12 protein-coding genes, 5 tRNA genes and 2 rRNA genes are annotated in these 18,134 nt (G+C 37.9%); 9 read left to right on the top strand and 10 right to left on the bottom strand.

The features are described 5' to 3' along the window. Nucleotides 1-64: 64 nt before the first annotated feature. On the bottom strand, nucleotides 65-1,243 hold the full coding sequence (locus AC3IS6_RS19925; protein WP_173967529.1) for an acetyl-CoA C-acyltransferase: 1,179 nt from the start codon (nucleotides 1,241-1,243) through the stop codon (nucleotides 65-67). A gap of 239 nt (nucleotides 1,244-1,482) precedes the next feature. On the opposite strand from AC3IS6_RS19925, the gene AC3IS6_RS19920 reads away from it, so the two are divergent. From AC3IS6_RS19920 to AC3IS6_RS19905, 4 genes are all read left to right on the top strand, one after another. Beyond that, nucleotides 1,483-1,566: transfer RNA gene (locus AC3IS6_RS19920), tRNA-Ser, on the top strand. Between the two features lie 14 nt (nucleotides 1,567-1,580). Further along, nucleotides 1,581-1,655, top strand: a tRNA-Pro gene (locus tag AC3IS6_RS19915). Between the two features lie 31 nt (nucleotides 1,656-1,686). Beyond that, nucleotides 1,687-1,760: transfer RNA gene (locus AC3IS6_RS19910), tRNA-Arg, on the top strand. A gap of 244 nt (nucleotides 1,761-2,004) precedes the next feature. Next, entirely contained in the window at nucleotides 2,005-2,445 is a 441-nt protein-coding gene (locus AC3IS6_RS19905) for a DUF3592 domain-containing protein (protein WP_489161917.1), read from the top strand. Nucleotides 2,446-2,529: 84 nt separating this feature from the next. On the opposite strand, the gene AC3IS6_RS19900 is transcribed toward AC3IS6_RS19905, so the two are convergent. The 9 genes from AC3IS6_RS19900 to AC3IS6_RS19860 all read right to left on the bottom strand — a co-directional run bounded on the left by AC3IS6_RS19900 (nucleotide 2,530) and on the right by AC3IS6_RS19860 (nucleotide 10,779). Further along, nucleotides 2,530-2,946 carry a hypothetical protein gene (locus AC3IS6_RS19900; protein WP_489161915.1) on the bottom strand — a complete coding sequence of 139 codons (417 nt, stop codon included), beginning with the start codon at nucleotides 2,944-2,946 and terminating at the stop codon, nucleotides 2,530-2,532. 164 nt (nucleotides 2,947-3,110) lie between these two features. Continuing rightward, entirely contained in the window at nucleotides 3,111-3,665 is a 555-nt protein-coding gene (locus tag AC3IS6_RS19895) for a YceI family protein (RefSeq protein WP_489161913.1), read from the bottom strand. 5 nt (nucleotides 3,666-3,670) lie between these two features. Then, a complete protein-coding gene (locus tag AC3IS6_RS19890) occupies nucleotides 3,671-4,063 on the bottom strand; it encodes a c-type cytochrome (RefSeq protein ID WP_489161911.1) in 393 nt (130 codons plus the stop codon). A 20-nt stretch (nucleotides 4,064-4,083) separates the two neighbouring features. After that, complete coding sequence (locus tag AC3IS6_RS19885; RefSeq protein ID WP_489161909.1) at nucleotides 4,084-4,926, bottom strand: DUF5777 family beta-barrel protein; 843 nt, start codon at nucleotides 4,924-4,926, stop codon at nucleotides 4,084-4,086. Between the two features lie 16 nt (nucleotides 4,927-4,942). Next, nucleotides 4,943-5,338, bottom strand: coding sequence for an OB-fold protein (locus tag AC3IS6_RS19880; protein WP_489161907.1), 396 nt, complete (start codon nucleotides 5,336-5,338; stop codon nucleotides 4,943-4,945). A 257-nt stretch (nucleotides 5,339-5,595) separates the two neighbouring features. Continuing rightward, nucleotides 5,596-6,471 (bottom strand): COG4315 family predicted lipoprotein, encoded by an 876-nt coding sequence (locus AC3IS6_RS19875; RefSeq protein WP_489161905.1) that lies wholly within the window; start codon nucleotides 6,469-6,471, stop codon nucleotides 5,596-5,598. A 307-nt stretch (nucleotides 6,472-6,778) separates the two neighbouring features. Next, entirely contained in the window at nucleotides 6,779-9,229 is a 2,451-nt protein-coding gene (locus AC3IS6_RS19870; RefSeq protein ID WP_489161903.1) for a TonB-dependent receptor, read from the bottom strand. A gap of 84 nt (nucleotides 9,230-9,313) precedes the next feature. Continuing rightward, a complete protein-coding gene (locus AC3IS6_RS19865) occupies nucleotides 9,314-10,213 on the bottom strand; it encodes a FecR family protein (RefSeq protein WP_489161901.1) in 900 nt (299 codons plus the stop codon). A gap of 50 nt (nucleotides 10,214-10,263) precedes the next feature. Further along, a complete protein-coding gene (locus tag AC3IS6_RS19860) occupies nucleotides 10,264-10,779 on the bottom strand; it encodes an RNA polymerase sigma factor (RefSeq protein ID WP_489161899.1) in 516 nt (171 codons plus the stop codon). A gap of 199 nt (nucleotides 10,780-10,978) precedes the next feature. On the opposite strand from AC3IS6_RS19860, the gene AC3IS6_RS19855 reads away from it, so the two are divergent. From AC3IS6_RS19855 to AC3IS6_RS19835, 5 genes are all read left to right on the top strand, one after another. Then, nucleotides 10,979-11,998, top strand: a complete 1,020-nt coding sequence (locus AC3IS6_RS19855; protein WP_489161898.1) for a hypothetical protein — start codon at nucleotides 10,979-10,981, stop codon at nucleotides 11,996-11,998. Between the two features lie 994 nt (nucleotides 11,999-12,992). Next, nucleotides 12,993-14,506 (top strand): 16S ribosomal RNA (locus tag AC3IS6_RS19850). A 127-nt stretch (nucleotides 14,507-14,633) separates the two neighbouring features. After that, nucleotides 14,634-14,707: transfer RNA gene (locus AC3IS6_RS19845), tRNA-Ile, on the top strand. A gap of 168 nt (nucleotides 14,708-14,875) precedes the next feature. Further along, a tRNA-Ala gene (locus AC3IS6_RS19840) sits at nucleotides 14,876-14,949 on the top strand. 153 nt (nucleotides 14,950-15,102) lie between these two features. Next, nucleotides 15,103-17,988 (top strand): 23S ribosomal RNA (locus tag AC3IS6_RS19835). Together the 16S and 23S rRNA genes with 2 tRNA genes alongside form the textbook arrangement of a ribosomal RNA operon. Nucleotides 17,989-18,134 lie beyond the last annotated feature (146 nt).

Below are 18,134 nucleotides of genomic sequence, written 5' to 3'. Positions count from 1 at the left end.
GGTAATTTATGAGTTGAAAATTAGGAGTTATTTACAAATGAAATAACTCCTAATAAAATAGTATTTAGGCTCTTTCGATAACAATTGCCGAAGCACCGCCACCACCGTTGCAAATTGCTGCAGCTCCGGTTTTAGCATTGTTTTGTTCTAAAACACTTAGTAAAGTTACGATGATTCTTGCTCCCGAACATCCTAGAGGGTGTCCTAATGAAACAGCTCCACCATTTACGTTTACTTTGTCGTTATCAAGACTAAGGATTTTTGAATTGGCTAATCCAACTACTGCGAATGCTTCGTTGAATTCGAAATAATCAACATCACTTATTGAAATTCCTGCTTTGTCTAAGGCTTTTGGTAATGCTTTTGCCGGGCTTGTTGTAAACCATTTTGGCTCCTGAGCAGCATCAGCATAACCTTTTATGTACGCTAAAGGTTTTAACCCTAATGAGATTGCTTTTTCTTCAGACATTAAAACTAAAGCGGCAGCTCCGTCATTGATAGTAGAAGCGTTTGCAGCAGTAACGGTTCCGTCTTTAGTAAAAACAGCGCTTAGAGAAGGTATTTTGTCTAATTTTACATTTGTATATTCTTCGTCTTTTGAAACGATGACAGGTTCACCACGTCTTTGCGGAACCTCTACAGGAACAATTTCGTTATCAAATTTTCCGGCATCCCAGGCTTTTGCACTTCTTTCATAAGACTGAATAGCAAAATTATCCTGTTCTTCACGGCTGATGTTGTATTCAGACGCACATAAATCAGCGCAAACTCCCATTGCGTTGTTATCGTAAGCATCTGTCAAACCATCTTTCTGCATTCCGTCAAGCAAAGAAGCTGGACCAAATTTAGTTCCGTTACGCATTTGTACGTAATGTGGAATCAAACTCATGTTTTCCATTCCTCCGGCTACTACGATTTCAGCATCACCACAAGCAATAGCCTGTGCGGCGAACATAACAGCTTTCATTCCTGAAGCACAAACTTTGTTTACAGTTGTAGCGGCAACTTCTTCAGATAAACCTGCAAAAAGTGCAGCCTGACGTGCTGGTGCCTGGCCAACTCCGGCCTGTACCACATTACCCATAAAAACTTCATCAACTAATTTTGGGTCAAGGTTAATTTTTTGAAGTGCGCCTTTTATTGCGGCAGCACCTAATTTTGGTGCGGGTACGGTAGATAAACCTCCCATGAAACTTCCGATAGGTGTTCTAACGGCAGAAACGATAACAACTCTTTTGTTCATTTTCTGTTAATATTAGTTAATCAAGCAAATTTACTCTTTATTTGAATAAATTCAAATTTTGAGGCAATTCGATTGGATTTTAAATTTAATATCAAATTTTTGTTAATTCTATTTGTTTGATTGTGAAGAGGTTTAAAAAAAAGATTGAAAAAAGATAAAAAAAAGCGTCGAAATAGTTGTGAGATATGGAATGTTGTCTTACATTTGCAACCGCAAAACAGAACACGTTTCTTGAGCTTGGAGAGGTGCCAGAGCGGTAATGGAGCAGATTGCTAATCTGTCGACGGGTAACCGTCGCCAGGGTTCGAGTCCCTGTCTCTCCGCTTAAATTTTGCCTCGGGGTGTAGCGTAGCCCGGTTATCGCGCCTGCTTTGGGAGCAGGAGGCCGCAGGTTCGAATCCTGCCACCCCGACAAGAACTTTGTCGGAAGTTTTATAAAAAATGGACGCATAGCTCAGCTGGATAGAGCACCTGCCTTCTAAGCAGGCGGTCGAAGGTTCGAATCCTTCTGCGTTCACGAAAAGCCACTCAACTTGAGTGGCTTTTTTGTTTTGTGTTAGATTGGTTTTTTCTTGACCCACATCGGATCAAGGGTCAATCTAAAAATGATGAAACTTTTCACTATCAAAGGAGTATTGATGCTACACAAATAAGAGGTTGAATTAGTGAGAATGAATGTATGGTCATTTCTGATAAAGCAATTAGTAATAACCTGCAGGACAATGTGACACAACCATTGATTTTAATAATAAAAATAAACTATGAATAAAAGACTAATTCGTGCTGTTATTTATGTGTGTTTTGTACCTGGTTTGATTCTATTGGTCGGGGCATTTTATCTTTTTCAACAGAAATTAAATTTTATTGAAAAGGCAAATATTGTTTATGGTACAGTTATCGAATCGATACCTCTTGCTGGTAATAAGAATGGATCACTCTATTATCCCCATGTTTCATTTGTTACAGAATCAGGCAAACAAATAGATTTCACTTCTAATGTGGGTACTTCTCGTCCGAGTTACATTGAAGGAAGTTCAGTTAAGGTTTTGTATGATCCAACTAATCCGAATAAAGCGGAGATTGATGGGATTTACGGTTATACTGTAGACCCGATGCTTTTGGGCGGTCTTGCCGTATTTTTCCTTTTAATGGGTTTGGGCGCTATCTTAAACGAGTATCAAAAAAGCAGGAAAACGGATTGATATTGAGTGGTTAGGCCTTTAATTTTTAAAGTTATATAATATTAAAAGCAGAATAATAGCGACTGAGAGGTAATGAGTTGAGATTTACGGATTCTGGAATTTTACCGGGTTATCCGCATTAAAATGTTTTAGAATTTTTTTAGGAGCTCTGACGACCTCTTTGCGCATAGAATCAAACCATTCGACTTCTTTAAGGAGTTCTGCACAGCATTCGTTTTTAGAATTAAAAAAATAACTTTTAATAGTGATCTTGTCATTCATAAAACAATGTTTCATCTCAATAAAAAAATGTTCTGTAAACATCAGGTTTTTATGACAGACCAGTACATATTTTCCTTCCTGCAAATCGAGCTGTAAAGAATTTAGCTTCTCTCTTGAAAATCCATTTTGAAATAAAAAATGGTATAGTAATCGTAGCGTGTATGAATTGTATGCGGACTTTTCCATAATCATAGCATCGTTTACATCTTCACCGGTAACAACATAATTTTTGCAGATCATTTGAATTTTATTTGAGTTAGTAAAAAAAAGAGGCCAGCTAAGTATGAAACTGACCTCTAATCAATAGTCATGTTTAATAATCTTTTAAAGCAAAAGTTATTAGGTTAGTAAATGTTAAATTGGGAAATTCTACTTACCAATTAAGCCTTATTTTTAAAAATGGATTATTTAACTAACAGAAAATTGTAACTAATCTTAATTTTGTCCGCAATTTTCTTTCTGACCAGACTTGGTATTTCGATATCAAAATCTTCTGGTTTGACTTCAAATGAACCTACAGTACTGAGTCCATTGGCTGCTTTGGATATTTTAATGATTACGGTTATAGGTTTTGTTTTTCCATGAATGGTAAGATCTCCTTTTAGAGTGAAGTTTTTGGGAGTACCGTTAATTTTAGAAATGTCAAAATCTTCTAATTTACCTTTTAAAGTTGCTTTTGAAAACTTTTCGGACTCCATATAATTTTCGTTGAAATGTTCTTCCATTAAAGCAACTTTAAATCGGAAACCTTTTATAAGAGCCAAAGCTGCAAAATCCCCAGTGGATTGATCTAAAATTGCAGACACACTTTTGTTTTCGGCGGCAACTTCTTCATAGGAAGGCACAGTAGCCTGAAATTTTATAGTGCCTGTTTTTGTGATTACTTTTTGTGCATATCCATTGGTATGTATCAAAATGAGTAAGAGTACTATAGAGAAATTAATAACCGATTTTTTCATAATAATTAGTTTTCTTTTAGTCCGTCTGTATTCCATTTCACAATCAAATCAATATTTGCCTGTGACATTCTTCCAGCCTGAGGCATAATGCCCTGTTGACCAGTTTGTAGTTGAATTCGGTTCAGTAAACCTGCACCTTCAGTAGCTGTTTTTACTTCAGCATAAGTGGTCAGAGGTCTGAAACCTGCTGATCTTCCACTTTGATGACAGCCTACGCAATTGGCATCAATAATTGCTTTTACATTTTTAGAATAGCTAATGGTAACTACTGGGTCTGGTCCTGGAGTTGGAGTGCCTGTAACAGGAGGAGTTTCTATATCTTGGTAGGTATCGGAATCACTACAGCTTATAAGTGTTAGTGCGGCTGCTAAAATTGTAATTGCTAATGTTTTTTTCATAGTTTGCTTGTTTATAGTTGTTAAAATACTCTGTATAGGTTAAATCCGAAGAAGAAATCCCCTTTCCGCCAGTTTCCAGCGGCATTGGTAAGGTATCCGCTTTCGCTCATGGCTTGTGAATTGGTAAAGATTAATTGAAAAACATGTCCTCCGGTTTCAACATCGAGACCAACTGACAATGGATTTTGATAAAAATTGGGTTTATTAAAATTGTGCATATATTCTAAATTGACAGATAATCTTTTTGTGATTTTATAACGTCCGCCACCGCCAAAAGAAAATTGGTTGTCTCTTTCTAATTCTGGATTGTAAAGATTTCTATGCACAAATGATGGTACTAGTTCTAACGATAGTTTTTCACTAACTTTTCTCGATATCAGCAATTGTTGTACGTAGGTTGTACGATGCTTAAATTCTAAACCTGGATATTGATCTTTTTCCAAAAATGTGTTGATATCCACAACACTGTAACCAACAATGTCTACAGGAAAGCTATTGCTTTGTCTCATCATTCGGTATTTAACTCCTGTTTCATATAGTTTGTTTAATGTATGTCTGGAAAGACTCACAGATAACCAATCTGTAACCCCATAAATACCGCCAAGTTTTGTGGTGGCGTTATCAAGGCCAAAAAAACTATCAAAACCGTCTTTAACGGTGCCAAAACGATGGGAGACTACAAAATAGAACTCTTTTTTTGCAGGCATTTTTGTGGTCTGTAAGGTTACCAGCTGCAATGCTTTAAAAGTTGCTGTAGAAAAGTTTTCTTGTACCTGAGTCGAATCAAGGCTGTTTAGTAAATCTTCTTGGGAATAGGCCATTGTAGTCAGAAAAAAGCAGATTGGGACTAAAAATTTTTTCATAAATTGATAAATTGATTTATTTATTAATGGTGCACTGGTCTAGTTTGACTTCTTGAAATAGTTCATCAAAGCCAATGCATTTGCCTTTAACGGTTACTTTGTTGTTCAATAATTTGTCTTTTGTTTTTTTGGTAAACAGGCAGAAAATGTTGTTTTCAAGTATCACAACAGAATCGGTTTCTTTGGTTACTTTGCCTGTTATTTCTATAGTTTTATTGAGATATAATGAATCTGCTTTTTCTGTATTTGAGTTATAATCATGAAGCAATTTTGTTGTAGTTATACTAAATTCAGGTACTTCAGATTCTATATTGCGTGCCTCTTTAAAGACAAAACCATAATAAAAATAGAGGCCTGCCGAAATCAATACCAACGAGACTGTAATTGCAAATGCGATTCTTTTTGGATTCATTTTTTATTTTTTTGGATAGGGTTCAGTAGTAAATCAGCTTTGATGCGGATTAGCCCGCTTAAAAAAAAAGAAGCATGAGATTCTTCAAATTCGAGTGTAAATACAGGGCATAGAATTCTAAGATCCAGACCCTTAATTTTTTGTAATGCTAAGGAAATAATGAAGATTCAAATTAGCTCAACAGTACATTGAACTAATTTGAACAACAATAGGTTAGGTGAACCTGTAAATGAATTTGATTGAAAAAGTATGCCTTTTTAGATTGCAAGTGGCGAGTCTTTTACAGGTACCGGCCAAACGGCGGGGCTTGGGAAGCTGATTCCTTTATTGGAACCTCTTACGCTGGCATCTTGTCCAAAATAATACAAAGGCCAACCGTTGTAAATCAATTGAGATTTACCAAATACGGTAATTACAGAAAATTTAGATTTATCAAGAATAGAAGGGACAACTATTTTATCTGTTTCGTATATAGGCCAAACGGCATTGTTTGAGAAATCTGCTTTTGTAAAATTGTTTTTCTTGAAATTATCGTTTTTAAAAGTATACAGTGTCAGTCCTTTTGCATCTGTAAAGTACGTTGTCAGGCCATCACCAACGGTGTAATCAGATTTGTAGTTTTTTCCGTCATGCCCCAGAAGCTGACTTCTGACTAACATAATCGAATAGTCCGGTTTTGCTATAAACCATACACCGCCAACACCATCTCCTGTTGTTTGTCCGGCAGTTTCCGGTGTATTTGTTCCGTTTATACTTGGTGCATAATAATACAATGGCCATCCTTTGTAGGTCAACTGCTTTTTACCCGATGTGGTAGTTATAGTTGCAAAATCTGTGAGTGTCAATCCTGTGCTTAATTTTTCAGCTGTTAAATTATCTACATAAAATGGAGGCCACACGGCTTCACATCCACCTGTGCACGAGGCTTGACCCTTTGCGTCTGTTGCGAAAAAATATAAAGATTTTCCATCTTTATCAGAAAGATAAGAGCCTAATGTAGTACTTGTAGAAAGGGCAATTTCTTTTTTTGCTTCCGGAGTAACAGTATCGCTATCCTTGTCATTGCTACAGCCTGTAAAAAATATTGTTGCTGCAACGGCAGCAAAAGCCAGTTTAAGTTGTTTTGATTTCATTATTTTTTAATTTAGTTAATATGTGAAGTGGGGAATATGTGTTACATATTCAGTAAAATGTTAATTGTGGTAGCAGCAATAAGGGTTTGCTTCTAACAGGCACTTCGTGCAATAAATTTGATGACTACGAACTGTCGTAGAAAAAGTACGCCGGTTGGTATTGGATTAAGTCTTTTGATAGAGCCACTTTTACTTTTTTTGATATGATTCAATAGTAAAACAGCTTTGATAAAGGTTACCCTACCAAAGAATTGTAATTTTATTAAAAAAAAAGAAAAGTAATTTTTGTCAACCTTGTAGAATAAGGTTAAAATGAAATTCTAAAGCTCATATTTGGAGTTCTTTGCAGTGAGAAAGTTTCAACTTCTTCTATAGAATTTGTTAAGGAACTTACTCTGTAATACTCGCTGATTTCATTTTTTCTGTTTAGGATATTCAAAATAGACAGGCCTAGTTTGTATTGAATTCCATTTGCGCTTTCCCACTTGTAAGTAGAGGAAATATTAACTTGTGAAAAAATATGTACATTGGTATTGTTGGGTTTGTTGTACACCAATACAGGATCTGACAAATTAATTTGAGAAAGATCAGGAGAGGTTTTTGGTCTGCCCGAAGACCATTTTGTGCCTAGCGCTATTTTGAAATTGTTCTTTTCGTAAATTCCCGCCCACGATACCGTATGCATTAACTCAAAATTGTTAGGGAAACTTGGAGGTTCGAAATTGGAGAAATAGTAATTATTATGGTTATAGGTATAACTCAGCCAGGTTAGAAAGTGGTTCATTTTTTTCTGAATCAACATTTCTGTTCCCAGAACCTCATAATCACCAGTCATTCGAACAAATTCCAATTGGTTTTGAAAGCCCTGACTGGATGTTATAATTCCGGATACTTTTTTATAGAAATTTTCTATATCCAGTAGCCAGTCGTTCTTTTTGTAAAATAAATTTAAAGATATTTGTTTACTCCTTTGAATAGGGATGGTTGTGTTATTGGAAACGATCCAGCGCCTTTTTTCAATCCCAAAATAATCTTTTTGCAAATCAATAATTTGCTGCGAATTTTGGCTTTTTAACTCAGCCAGTAATTCTAAATTTAAACTTTTGTTGATGCCGTAATTAAACTGAATGCGGGGCTCGATACTGTATTTTTTAAATTTTTCAATATAATTAATTCGTGTTCCGGCCTTAAAATATATTCTGGAAAGCGTGTCGTTGTATTTTCCTTCTAAAATTAAAGCATGGGTTTTTAGCACATTTTTCACTTTGCGATAAAAATCAGGATTAGTTACTTGTTCTAAATTAGCAATACCAATCTCATTGAACTGGTAGCCATTGCTAAAAGTAAATTTAGAATTAATAATATGGTTGTTCTCCAGATTAATTCCATTGTTGTTAACGGTATTTTCCTGAATTACGATCTGATCTCCAAAAGTAGTTTTTTGGTTGGCTAAAAGTTCGTAAGCAGAATTATAAATATTGATTTTAGTTGTATTATAATTGTTCCAATTTCTTTTCCACGACAAATTTCCGCCATAATTTTGTTGGCGTAAAACATTGTTTTCCGATTTGTTCATGTTGTATACAGTGGCACTCTGAAAAACTTCGAGATTATCTTTAATGGTAATTAAATCGAGTATGATTTGGTCTTTATTGCCTATTTTGTGTACATATTTTAATGTAGCATCATAAAAGCCAAATTTTTTATCACTGCGATAATCTACATTTTGTTTTTCTGAAAAGTCGGTGATTGTAGTATTTTGAAATACTTTATTAAAATATTCTTTGTAGGTAGGTGTTTCTACAAAATCGGTAATTGATTTACGGGCCGAAATTTCGATAGAACTCTTTTTTGAGAGATTGTACTTTGCATAAATATCGGCATTTATCATATTTATTCCTGCGCTAAAAGTATTTTTTTCGGTTGTTTCAGGAGTAGAGGAAATGGCTACTACACTAGATACACTCTCGCCGTAAAATGCAGAGCTCCCGTTTTTATAAATAGAGATGGTATGTGCCAAATTGGGATTAAAAACAGATATTAAACCAAAGAAATGTCCTGTCTGAAACATTCGTATTCCATTCCATAGAAATAGATTCTGATCGTGTGTGCCACCGCGGACATTGATGCTGGATACACTTTCGTCAAGACTGTTTACACCTGGAATTTGCTGCATGGTTTGTAAAGCATCAGGCTCTATAAGTCCCGGTAGAATACCAAATTTTTTGGGTTTAATTTCAAAGGATCCATCTGTGTTTTTTGAAATCCCTGAAGCTAAAATAGCATTGGCTTTAATTTCTTGAAGTTCTGTGATTTCAGGTTCTAATGTTATTTGCTGGCAGTTTTTGGAATAGGAATTATTGACTACAATTTTTTTGGTTATATAGCCAATATGACTGATCAGAAATGTGTTTTTTAGGTCTTTTTTGAACTCGAAGTAACCATGGGAATCAGTTGTGATTTGTGTTTTGTTAGGCAGGTTAACATTGGCGTTTTCAATAGGTTTTTTATTGTCATTAGAAAAAACGTAACCACAAATTATTTGTGATTCAGTATCGTTTTTATAAATATTAATGAATTGGTTTTCTATGTTTTCAAATGACAGATTGGTTTTTTCTTTAAGATATTGTAGTTTCTGATCTAAAGTAAGAGTTTTTTTTGGGGGATTTAGTTGTAGACCGGTAATATTGTCTTCTGTGTAATTAAAACTTACATTATGTTGTTTTTCTATAGCTGCAATAATTTTTTTAAAAGGCATAGGTTTTCCTTTGTCTTGAGCGAAGCCGTTCAGGACAAGAAAAATTATAAAAAACAAAAAATGAAATTGTTTGGGGAGAGACATTTATTTTTCGTCAAAAATTATTTTATTTTTCGAGACTTTTTTTGCCTCTAAATGATAGGTTGTACTAATAATTTGTATGGCTGTGTTTAAATCCTTCGCAGGTAATTTTCCAGTGAATAAAGAGACCGTGTCCTTTGTGTTCAATTCAATTGTAATGTTATATTGTCTTTCAACCTCGTCTAATATTGCTCTGATATTTTCCTGGTAGAAAGATATTTGATTGTCAATCCACTCTGGTTTCAATGATCTTACATTCAATTTTACTTGTTTGCCGTTTTCAAAATTAACGCTTTGTCCGTGGGTTAGTAGAATTTGAGTGTTTGCATAATTCACCTTTACACGTCCTTCATAACAAACGACATCAAACTTGTTTTTTCTAACCTTAACGTTAAATTGAGTTCCGAGAACTGATACTTTTCCCAGGCTGGTCTGTACTTCAAATCGTCGGCCTTTGGCGACTTTAAAATAGGCTTCTCCTTTTAATTCAAGGTGCCTGTTATTGGCCCAGTTCCATTTTTTATAACTTATTTCAGAACCGGAGTTTAGTACCACTTCAGAGTTGTCAGGTAATGAAAAGGTGGTTTTCTCTCCAAAATTTGCGGTTTGTGTTTGAGGCACAAAAAGTTTCATAACAAACGTAATTCCGAGAGCTAACACAAATACAGCGACAGCTCGAAATATCCAGTTTTTGTATAACGGAATTACTTTTGGAGTGTCTTTTTTCTGATTTAGTATGTTAGATAGCATCGTATTTTCATCTAAATCATCTACTTCCAAATGATCAGTATAATCCTTTATTTTTTTATATTTTTCAAAATCGGGACTTGCTTCAAATTCAGCTAATTCATCCTGAGATAAATCATTGTTAAGCCATTTTGCTAATAAGCGATTTTTTTTCATTATACTGGTATTATGTGATTAAAACAATTGAATCTAAATTTACCCTACTTCTATAAATCAATTTCTTTGCGTAAGCTTAGCAAAGCAAGATGAATGCGTTTTTCAACCGCCTTTACGCTGATATTTAGCTCTAAGGCAATTTCGTTGTATTTTTTTCCGTCAATTCGATGCATCAGAAAAGCGATACGTTGTTTTTCATTTAAATTTTCAATGGCTTTCAAAAGTTTAGTTTGAAATTGTTTTTCCTCCAAAAGATATTCCGGATTTTCATTTGTTTTATCTAAGCCAGTGAAGTTTTTCTCATACCTCAAAACAACTTTTTGATGCGCAATTGCGTTGAGACTGCTGTTATTCGCAATAGTATAAAGATATGATTTTGCTTTTTCAAGAGGCACCGAAGCACAATTTTGCCAAAGTTTTACAAATGCTTCCTGGGTTAAATCTTCAGCCTGATCGATATTGCCAAATTTGTAAAAAAGAAAATTGCGAAGTGCTTTTACGTGACTTTTAAAAAAAGCCGAGAAGATTATTTCGTCGCAAGTATTTGATTGGTTTTTTTGTGACATTTCGTTTTTCAGTTGTTACCTTGCAAAAGTATTTGTTTTTGGTTTAAGTAGGGTAAAAGCAAAGCCGATTGTTTTATACAAATAGGAAGTGTTGTTTCCTGTTGATAATTAATGTTTTGTAGAATCAAATGAAAGGCCTTGGAGAGGATTTATTAAAAAACAGTTTCTTTAATTTTGTTACCTTTGTAAAAATATAAATATGTTCCCTTTGAAAAAATATTTATCAATAGTGGTTTTCTTGTTCCTACTGTCTTGTCAAAGCGAAATAGATGAGAAAGATAATAATGCGCAGGGAACAGTTACAAATGTTTCGCCTCTTACTACTTATCTGCAAAGGGTTGCAATGGTTCAAACCGTGCAGGATAATGTAATCGACAGGTCTAGTTATTGCACGATAAAACTCCCTTATACGGTTACTGTTAACAATGCAAAAATTGCAATAAATACTACTGCCGATTATAAAAAAGTAACAGACAATATAAATGCTAGTACATACGATGATGATATTGTAAAAATAGACTTCCCTGTAATGATGGTGTACTATAATTATATTGAAAAAAACATTCCGACTGAATCTGACTTCAATACTTTAATCGACTACTGGAATCTTCATCCTGATTTGTTATCCAAAATTAATGGACTAAACATTAACTACCCTATAACGATTAATAGCTATAACAGTGCTAATCAAATTGCAAGTTCTGTTTCGATTGTTAGCGATCAGGCTTTTTTTAATTTTATAAAAAATTTGAATAGCAGTCAGTATATTTCGTTAAAATATCCAATTACCATAGCAGATTACAATAATCAAACAAAATCAATTTCTAATAACTTAGAATTCGAAAATGCTATTAAATATGCAATTGACAATGCTCCTGAAAATAATATTGTAACACTTGATTTTTCACAAACGATAACAAAAGGGACTTGGGGGATACCCTATTTTTTTGATGACTCAGAAAAGACATCTACTTATGTTGATTATTCATTTGTTTTTAAAAGTGACAAATCTGTAGTTGCTACTAAAGGAGGGGTATCACAAACGGGTCAATGGGAAAGTACATTACAGAATGGAGTTAGAGAAGTTAAAATAGAGTTCAATTCAGAACCGCTAAGCAAATTGAATCGAAACTGGAAGTTGTTTGAGTTTAATAATTCTCAAATTCGATTACGTGATGTGAGTAGTACTACTGATTATCTTTATTTACAAAAACAATGATACTCGCAGAACAACGTTTTCGTGCCAACCAGATGATCGCATGTACTCGTATTACAAAAAGAAGTTGTCTGTAGTTTAAATTAAATATCTACATATATATAGTAACAACCCGACAGGTTTTAAAACCTGTCGGGTTTGTAGTTTTTGTACCTATATATAAGGAGTAATTTTGTCCAGTTGAATGAAGTCGAAGCTTTCAAGTTTGGAATTTGGAATTTGAGATTTGGAATTTGAGTATTTAGGAGCTTTCTCCCGCTATGCGTTTCAATCTTTTGCTTTTTAAAGGAAAAAGCAAAAGGATTTCCACTTCTATCGGGGCTAGGGTGGAGGTTTTCAAAAGAGAATAAGGTAAAAAAAGCAAAACTTGACGTCTTTGTGCCTTTGCGAGACTAGTAAAATCGGGGTGTTTGGTAAGATGGAATTATACTAAATCTAATTCACTAAGGAAAAACCTTTCAAAGCTGAAAATAGTTTAATTTGTAAAAGAGGTGTTATCAGAGTGTTAAGATAAAGTTTAAAAAAAGATCAAAAATAGTTTGGTAAAAAGCTTGTAGAACTCAATAAAGTGTCTACTTTTGCACCCGCAACAGCGATAGACGTTCACTGAAATACTGACAAGCAAAGGAATAAAAGCGAAAAGAGATTTTCAAAAAAAGATTCGAAAAAGCTTGTGAGATTTGAAAATGGATATTACATTTGCACCCCGCAAAACACGGGAAGCTCATTGAGAGATTGGAAGGAGAAAGAAGGAAAAAGGAAATTAAATTTTCTTAAAAAAAACTTCAAAAAACTCTTGCCATTTAGAAATAAGTTTTTTACTTTTGCACCCGCTTTGAGATACAGGCGAGACAATAAAAAGAAATACACGTTCGTAGACATATTGAATTGACAGCCGTTTTAACAGAGATGTTAAAACAAAAGAATAAGAGTAAATGAATCGAGAGATTTGAAAAGAACCGATAGATAAAGCATCGCAATATAATATAAAAAATATACGATGAAGAGTTTGATCCTGGCTCAGGATGAACGCTAGCGGCAGGCTTAACACATGCAAGTCGAGGGGTAGAGTTCTTCGGAACTTGAGACCGGCGCACGGGTGCGTAACGCGTATGCAATCTACCTTTTACAGAGGGATAGCCCAGAGAAATTTGGATTAATACCTCATAGCATAGCAGTCTCGCATGAGATCACTATTAAAGTCACAACGGTAAAAGATGAGCATGCGTCCCATTAGCTAGTTGGTAAGGTAACGGCTTACCAAGGCTACGATGGGTAGGGGTCCTGAGAGGGAGATCCCCCACACTGGTACTGAGACACGGACCAGACTCCTACGGGAGGCAGCAGTGAGGAATATTGGACAATGGGCGCAAGCCTGATCCAGCCATGCCGCGTGCAGGATGACGGTCCTATGGATTGTAAACTGCTTTTATACGAGAAGAAACACTGCTTCGTGAAGCAGCTTGACGGTATCGTAAGAATAAGGATCGGCTAACTCCGTGCCAGCAGCCGCGGTAATACGGAGGATCCAAGCGTTATCCGGAATCATTGGGTTTAAAGGGTCCGTAGGCGGTTTAATAAGTCAGTGGTGAAAGCCCATCGCTCAACGGTGGAACGGCCATTGATACTGTTAAACTTGAATTATTAGGAAGTAACTAGAATATGTAGTGTAGCGGTGAAATGCTTAGAGATTACATGGAATACCAATTGCGAAGGCAGGTTACTACTAATGGATTGACGCTGATGGACGAAAGCGTGGGTAGCGAACAGGATTAGATACCCTGGTAGTCCACGCCGTAAACGATGGATACTAGCTGTTGGAAGCAATTTCAGTGGCTAAGCGAAAGTGATAAGTATCCCACCTGGGGAGTACGTTCGCAAGAATGAAACTCAAAGGAATTGACGGGGGCCCGCACAAGCGGTGGAGCATGTGGTTTAATTCGATGATACGCGAGGAACCTTACCAAGGCTTAAATGTAGATTGACCGGTTTGGAAACAGATCTTTCGCAAGACAATTTACAAGGTGCTGCATGGTTGTCGTCAGCTCGTGCCGTGAGGTGTCAGGTTAAGTCCTATAACGAGCGCAACCCCTGTTGTTAGTTGCCAGCGAGTCATGTCGGGAACTCTAACAAGACTGCCAGTGCAAACTGTGAGGAAGGTGGGGATGACGTCAAATCATCACGGCCCTTACGCCTTGGGCTACACACGTGCTACAATGGCCGGTACAGAGAGCAGCCACTGGGCGACCAGGAGCGAATCTATAAAACCGGTCACAGTTCGGATCGGAGTCTGCAACTCGACTCCGTGAAGCTGGAATCGCTAGTAATCGGATATCAGCCATGATCCGGTGAATACGTTCCCGGGCCTTGTACACACCGCCCGTCAAGCCATGGAAGCTGGGGGTGCCTGAAGTCGGTGACCGCAAGGAGCTGCCTAGGGTAAAACTGGTAACTAGGGCTAAGTCGTAACAAGGTAGCCGTACCGGAAGGTGCGGCTGGAACACCTCCTTTCTAGAGCCTCAAATGTTAGTGGAAACACACGTTGAGGAAAAAAGATGTTAATTTAGAAGGTTCTGAATCACAACATTCACTTACTCTTGCTGTTAATTTAAAAAATAATGAAAATTAAGTAAAACAGAGTCTCGTAGCTCAGCTGGTTAGAGTACTACACTGATAATGTAGGGGTCGGCAGTTCGAGTCTGCCCGGGACTACTTTTTAAAGATTGAAAGCTTTAAGTATTAAACTATTTAAAGATTAAGGAAATAAAAAAGACTGTTAGCTTAAAAAAGGAAATTCTGGAAGTTGGAATTCACCAAAAGAAATTAGAGAAGAAAAAAGAAATCTAAAATCTGAATTCTACAATCTAAGATTTAAGAAATGGGGGATTAGCTCAGCTGGCTAGAGCGCCTGCCTTGCACGCAGGAGGTCAACGGTTCGACTCCGTTATTCTCCACGAAATAATTGACAATTATCAATTGATAATTATTAATTGTTAAAGTTCATTGACATATTGAGATAAGAAAATAATAAAAAGTAGAAAGCGTTTTTTACAATTTATTGTAAAAGACAAAAAAAAACGGTCTTGTTTTAAGTAACAAGATTGGTACAATAAGCAAAATAAGGGCGTATGGGGGATGCCTAGGCTCTCAGAGGCGATGAAAGGCGTGATAAGCTGCGAAAAGCTACGGGGACGGGCACACACCGATTGATCCGTAGATACCTGAATGGGGCAACCCACTATGTTGAAGACATAGTACACCGATAGGTGGGCAAACCCGCTGAACTGAAACATCTAAGTAGGCGGAGGAGAAGAAAACAAAAGTGATTCCGTAAGTAGTGGCGAGCGAACGCGGATTAGCCCAAACCAATGTTGTTACGGCAATGTTGGGGTTGTAGGACCACGATATTTTATGTACAAGGAACCGGAATTGACTGGAAAGTCGAGCCAAAGAGGGTGATAGCCCCGTATGGGTAACGAGTATAATAGATAGTGGTATCCTGAGTAGGGCGGGGCACGTGAAACCCTGTCTGAATTTGGCGGGACCATCCGCTAAGGCTAAATACTCCTGAGAGACCGATAGTGAACCAGTACCGTGAGGGAAAGGTGAAAAGAACCGTGAATAACGGAGTGAAATAGATCCTGAAACCATACGCTTACAAGCGGTCGGAGCCCTTTCGTGGGGTGACGGCGTGCCTTTTGCATAATGAGCCTACGAGTTAACGTTGCTGGCAAGGTTAAGTGGTTAAGCCACGGATCCGTAGCGAAAGCGAGTCTGAATAGGGCGCTTTAGTCAGTAGTGTTAGACGCGAAACCGTGTGATCTACCCATGGGCAGGTTGAAGCTGTGGTAACACACAGTGGAGGACCGAACCGGTTGACGTTGAAAAGTCTTCGGATGACCTGTGGGTAGGGGTGAAAGGCCAATCAAACTCGGAAATAGCTCGTACTCCCCGAAATGCATTTAGGTGCAGCGCTGAGCGTAAAGTTATATAGAGGTAGAGCTACTGATTGGATGCGGGGGCTTCACCGCCTACCAATTCCTGACAAACTCCGAATGCTATATAATGTTTCTCAGCAGTGAGGGCTTGGGTGCTAAGGTCCAAGTCCGAGAGGGAAAGAACCCAGACCATCAGCTAAGGTCCCCAAATATACGCTAAGTTGAAAGAACGAGGTTTGTCTGCCCAGACAGCTAGGATGTTGGCTTGGAAGCAGCCATTCATTTAAAGAGTGCGTAACAGCTCACTAGTCGAGCGGACGAGCATGGATAATAATCGGGCATAAGTGTATTACCGAAGCTATGGATTTAGAGTTTACTCTAAGTGGTAGGGGAGCATTCTAACAGGGTTGAAGGTGTATCGTCAGGTATGCTGGACTGGTTAGAAAAGAAAATGTAGGCATAAGTAACGATAATGCGGGCGAGAAACCCGCACACCGAAAAACTAAGGTTTCCACAGCTATGCTAATCAGCTGTGGGTTAGTCTGGTCCTAAGGCGAACCCGAAAGGGACAGTCGATGGCTAACGGGTTAATATTCCCGTACTACTAATTACTGTGATGGGGTGACGGAGTGATGAAAGCGCCGCGAACTGACGGAATAGTTCGTTGAAGTACCTACCTATAAGCTGTGCAGGCAAATCCACACGGCTTGGGGAAATACGATAGTACTCGGCGTCTTCGGACAAAGAGATAGTGCGCCTAAGGGCTTCCAAGAAAAACCTCTAAACTTCAGGTAATTAGTACCAGTACCGTAAACCGACACAGGTAGTTGAGGAGAGAATCCTAAGGTGCTCGAGAGATTCATGGCTAAGGAATTAGGCAAAATAGACCCGTAACTTCGGGAGAAGGGTCGCCCTGTAGTAATACAGGGCCGCAGTGAAGAGGTCCAGGCGACTGTTTATCAAAAACACAGGGCTCTGCAAAATCGTAAGATGAAGTATAGGGCCTGACACCTGCCCGGTGCTGGAAGGTTAAGAGGAGATGTTATCTTCGGAGAAGCATTGAATTGAAGCCCCAGTAAACGGCGGCCGTAACTATAACGGTCCTAAGGTAGCGAAATTCCTTGTCGGGTAAGTTCCGACCTGCACGAATGGTGTAACGATCTGGACACTGTCTCAGCCATGAGCTCGGTGAAATTGTAGTAACGGTGAAGATGCCGTTTACCCGCAGTGGGACGAAAAGACCCTGTGCACCTTTACTATAGCTTAGTATTGACTTTGGATAAATGATGTGTAGGATAGGTTGGAGACTGTGAAGTGGCGTCGCCAGGCGTTGTGGAGTCATTGTTGAAATACAACCCTTTGTTTATCTGAAGCCTAACCCCGCGTTGTGGGGGACATTGCTTGGTGGGTAGTTTGACTGGGGTGGTCGCCTCCAAAAGAGTAACGGAGGCTTCTAAAGGTTCCCTCAGTACGCTTGGTAACCGTGCGTAGAGTGCAATGGCATAAGGGAGCTTGACTGAGAGACATACAGGTCGATCAGGTACGAAAGTAGAGCATAGTGATCCGGTGGTTCCGCATGGAAGGGCCATCGCTCAAAGGATAAAAGGTACGCCGGGGATAACAGGCTGATCTCCCCCAAGAGCTCATATCGACGGGGGGGTTTGGCACCTCGATGTCGGCTCGTCACATCCTGGGGCTGGAGAAGGTCCCAAGGGTTGGGCTGTTCGCCCATTAAAGTGGCACGCGAGCTGGGTTCAGAACGTCGTGAGACAGTTCGGTCTCTATCTACTGTGGGCGTTAGAAATTTGAGTGGATCTGATTCTAGTACGAGAGGACCGAATTGGACAAACCTCTAGTGTATCTGTTGTCCCGCCAGGGGCACCGCAGAGTAGCTACGTTTGGAAGGGATAAGCGCTGAAAGCATATAAGCGCGAAACCCACCACAAGATGAGATTTCTTTTAAGGATCGTGGAAGATGACCACGTTGATAGGCTATAGATGTAAAGGCAGTAATGTCATAGTCGAGTAGTACTAATAATCCGTAAGCTTATGTACACCCTTTTCTCTCCCGATGCAAATCGGGAGAGAAGAAACTTTCTAAAATAGTAAATAAAAGTACTTTTCTTTATCTCAGTATGTTAAGATATTATTTTAATTATGAATTGTGAATTATCAATTATTAATTAAAAAAAATTGCCCAA

Source organism: Flavobacterium sp. KH_035 (assembly GCF_057839565.1).
Note: the sequence above shows the minus strand (reverse complement) of the source record. Positions and strands in the feature narration are given on the sequence as shown.